This window comes from Kitasatospora sp. NPDC091257 (assembly GCF_044757675.1).
In the GTDB taxonomy this organism is placed as follows: Bacteria; Actinomycetota; Actinomycetes; order Streptomycetales; family Streptomycetaceae; genus Kitasatospora; species Kitasatospora lactacystinica.
In genome coordinates this window covers 1-3,578 of record NZ_JBIVVI010000959.1, presented here as the reverse complement: position 1 = coordinate 3,578, position 3,578 = coordinate 1, and the positions used below count along the sequence as shown (strand labels likewise).

At 69.7% G+C, this 3,578-nt stretch carries 3 protein-coding genes; 1 reads left to right on the top strand and 2 read right to left on the bottom strand.

Annotated elements, in window-relative coordinates; all coding sequences use genetic code 11:
- Nucleotides 1-412: 412 nt before the first annotated feature.
- Complete coding sequence (locus ACIQOV_RS32755; RefSeq protein WP_331768621.1) at nucleotides 413-1,024, bottom strand: hypothetical protein; 612 nt, start codon at nucleotides 1,022-1,024, stop codon at nucleotides 413-415.
- A 447-nt stretch (nucleotides 1,025-1,471) separates the two neighbouring features.
- On the opposite strand from ACIQOV_RS32755, the gene ACIQOV_RS32750 reads away from it, so the two are divergent.
- Nucleotides 1,472-1,933: a hypothetical protein gene (locus ACIQOV_RS32750; RefSeq protein WP_331768622.1), complete on the top strand. Its 462-nt coding sequence runs from the start codon at nucleotides 1,472-1,474 to the stop codon at nucleotides 1,931-1,933.
- Nucleotides 1,934-3,273: 1,340 nt separating this feature from the next.
- On the opposite strand, the gene ACIQOV_RS32745 is transcribed toward ACIQOV_RS32750, so the two are convergent.
- Nucleotides 3,274-3,578: RICIN domain-containing protein (locus ACIQOV_RS32745; protein WP_401054355.1), on the bottom strand; the 305-nt coding region annotated here is incomplete at its 5' end.

Below are 3,578 nucleotides of genomic sequence, written 5' to 3'. Positions count from 1 at the left end.
AACAAGGCGGCCAGAAGATCAGCGACAGACACCCATCATGATCGACAACTTTCAAGATCCACGGGCGGCTTTCACGGAACTCGCGCCAGAGCCAGTCTGCCGCGTCCGCTGACAAACGACCTGCGGATGCCCGGTGCGGTCCGGACGCCCGGTGCGGTCCGGACGCCCGGCATGGCCGGCTGACCGCCTCATCTCCAGCCAACGGCCCTGACGTTTCCACGAACAGCCCCGGCGAGAGTCCTCTCACAACACCTGGAAGCCCGCTCGGTGGCCGGCCGCGAGGCTCGGCTGCGGATGCTTCACCGTGCGGCCGCGCAGAGCAGCTCGCGAGGTGGGCGCAGGACGTCGACCGGGCCACGGCCGACGAGCTCGTACGGACCGTTGAGGCGAGGGAGCCAGCCTGTGGAGGCCCCTATCTCCGCCGCAGCAAGCGCCTCATGAATCCGGCCCTGGGCGTGGCAGGCCCGATCGAACCGTCATCGTTTCGCCGGGTGACGGCTTCGATGGTGGTGCCCTTCACTCGCTCCCCGCGGTGGAGCTGGCCGGCTTCGTCCCGCTCCCACGTCCGCCCCTGAGCGTCCTGGAACGCAATGGTGACGGGTTGCTGAACGGTCCCCGGCGGTACCGCAACGCTGATGTCGCGCTGCACCGTCTCCTTGGGCGGAATCAAGCCGATGGCGATGTTCACCACGTCGGTCTCGCCCGGAAGCTCGCCGGGCGCGGCGGTCCGCAGGACCACCACGGTGTTGAACACCGGCTGATCCGAGCCGTTGTGCACAACGACCGAGTCGTAGCGGTAGAGGTTCCCTGGGCCCTCTCCGGTGTCCGGACCGGTCCAGGCGGCGACCTTCGCCGCATACTCCTCGCTGTCCTTGCGTCGGTCGCGCCAGTGGGTGCGCAGGTGCATCGTGATGGTCCCCACGGCCACCGCGACGCTGACGGCAAGTCCGGTGTAGGAGACCCACGACGGCGCACCAGCGCCCGGGGCGGCGATGAGCCGGTACGGCGCGCTGGTGATCGTCACGGCGTAACCGTAGGGGTCGCGTCTACCGCTCGGGAAGGTTCTTCGTAACCCTGCCGGCCCACGCGGACAGCTGGTCGGCGCCTGCGAGGACTCGCTGGAGTGCACAGACCCGCCCCGGCTGACCGTGATGATCAGCGCCACCTGCTGAGTCCGGCGGGGGGCGGGCGCCGGAGAAGCCCCCGCCGGGGCTTCCTTGCGGCTGGAAACCCGACGCGTCCAGTGGGAGGGCATTGTCGCCGCCGTCCGACCGGACGCAGCGAAGCGGGTGCGGCACTGCCGGATCGGCCGAAGGCCGATGCACCCCACCACTTTCAGTGCCTGACGGTGAACCGGTGACTGTGCGGACGGTCAGCGCCATTCGCCGACGATGAGGCCCGGGAGTGTTCGGGGAACTTCACCGCGCTGTACGGTCGGGCGATTACCGCAGCCGTCGACACAGGAGCCGAGATGGGCCCGGATCATGATTCCGACTGGTTCTGGGAGGTCCTGGAAGCGACACGACCGCGTCTGTCCGCCCTGGAGTCGTGGTTGGAGTCCCACTCGCGGGAGGTGCTCGAAGCCTTCGCGCTCGCATACGAGTCCGCGGCGGAATCGCTGGCCGACTTCTCGGAAGGTGTGAGCGTGGACGGGGACGTCTGGTCCGAAGACAGCACCGAGGATCTGTGCATGTGGGTGGTCGGGCAGGGCTACGGGCTGTGGAGCTCGGTGGTTGGGGGACAGCTGCGGCTGGAAGAAGCCGCTCATATGTACCTGGGCCGTGCTCCGCTGCTTCCCGAAGGCGTGGCGCTGTGGGACGGGGATGTCTCGGACCCCGAGCACAGGGGCTACCAGTCTCCCGGGGCCATCGTCCACGGCGTCTACCGGACGCGATTCGGCGAGGAGCTCCATGAACGGCTTGAGGCCATGTGAGGAGATTGCCCGGGCCGGGCGGGTAACGCGGCGGGGCTCCTGGCAGAGGCAGCGGTTGTCCGGGCCGGTCGCATCGCCAGGAGCTCCCTGTGTCCTTTTGCCCTGCCGGGACTGGTGATGCCGACTCTGTCCCGGCTCCGGCGTGTTGTTGCGTGGACTGCCGGTTCGGTCGTAGTGACGCACGTCCGCCGCAGCCGGGTCGGTATCCCTCGTTCATGAGCGTCATCGAGGCCCTGGAGAAGAGGCTGCGCGAGGCCCTGAACCGCTTCGACACGGCGCTGGAGCCGGGCACCACGGGCGGGGTGGACAGCGTCAAGAAGCACGGCGAGCCGTGGATCAAGGTCTCGCCGCTGGGCAAGCAGGAGGAGCCGGAGAACCTCGTCGCGCTGAAGGCGGAGATCGAACGCCGCTGGGGCACCGTCGACCTGATCGACGTCCTCAAGGAGGCCGAGTTCGCCACCGGTTTCACGTCCGAGTTCACCTCGGTCGCCACCAGGGAGGCGGTCCCGAAGGCGGGCGGAGGGCTGGCTGCACGTCCTCACCGGCCGCCGCCCGCGCCCTGTGGCCGAACAAGACCTTCAGGACATCGCTCTGATCCTGGCCGACTACCTCCAGCAGTGGGCCGACGACGCAGCCGCCCAGGTCGCGCAGAGCCGGGCGAACGGCTACGGCCCGCCGAGAACTCCACTCACCAAGGCGCTGACGGCGGCGGTCCCGGACTTCGCCCGGACCGTCCTGGGGCCGAACTGCCGCGCCTACCGGGAACTACGGCTGCCCGTAGGCCCCGACGGCAAGGGCCGGTATGGGCGCGCGGACGTGGTGATCTGGACGCCGCTGCTGCCGGACCTCGTCATCGAGCTCGACTCCCGCCCCCAACCCGGCGTCCGCGCAGAAACTCGCCTTCGCCCGCGACGCTGGCGCGTTCCCGCTCCGGGCCCGCTTCGGAGAGGGAGGCGTCGACAAGATCGACGGCATGATGGTCCTCGCGCTGGCCGGCCTCGAACGACTGGGCATCACGGACCGGGCCCGGCAGGTGTTCGACCAGCCGAGATCCTGCCGGCCGTCGGCGTGGGCGTCCTCGGGCTCGATAGCCGCACGGAGGACGACGCGGTCGCGTATCTGCTCCAGCAGCTCAACCACGAACGGACCATGACCGAGGTCACGGCCGAGCGGGTCACGCTCCACGGGCTGCGCGGGCACGGCACCAGCCCCATCGCCGGGTCCCCGGCACACCACGGCGCCCCCGCCCTCATCAGGGCAAGGGCGCCGCCTATGCGTACGCGCACGGTTCAGGCGTCCACGACGCCGTCAGGCTTCGGCCACTCCGGGATCATCCGGGATCAGGGGTTGGCCTGCCGGACCCACTTCTGGCTGTTGCCGCCGTTGCAGGTCTGCTGGACGAGCAGGCTGCCGCTGCCGGTCGCGCCGCCCGCGACGTCGATGCACAGGCCCGAGTCCGCGGCGCGAAGGGTGCCGTCGGGGTAGAGCCGCCACTGCTGGTTGGTGTTGTGGGAGCCGCATCCCCAGACGGTCACCTTGCCGCCCGGAGTGCTCTCGCCGTTGTTGTCCAGGCACACGTCGTAGCCGAGGGGGTCCGTCGCTCCCAAGCGAAGGAAGCCCTGGATCACGCCCTGGGGGCTGAGGG

Bases quoted from the DNA above. Each gene is read 5' to 3' on its own strand.
- ACIQOV_RS32750 (WP_331768622.1), top strand. From the start codon at position 1,472: ATGGGCCCGGATCATGATTCCGACTGGTTCTGGGAGGTCCTGGAAGCG.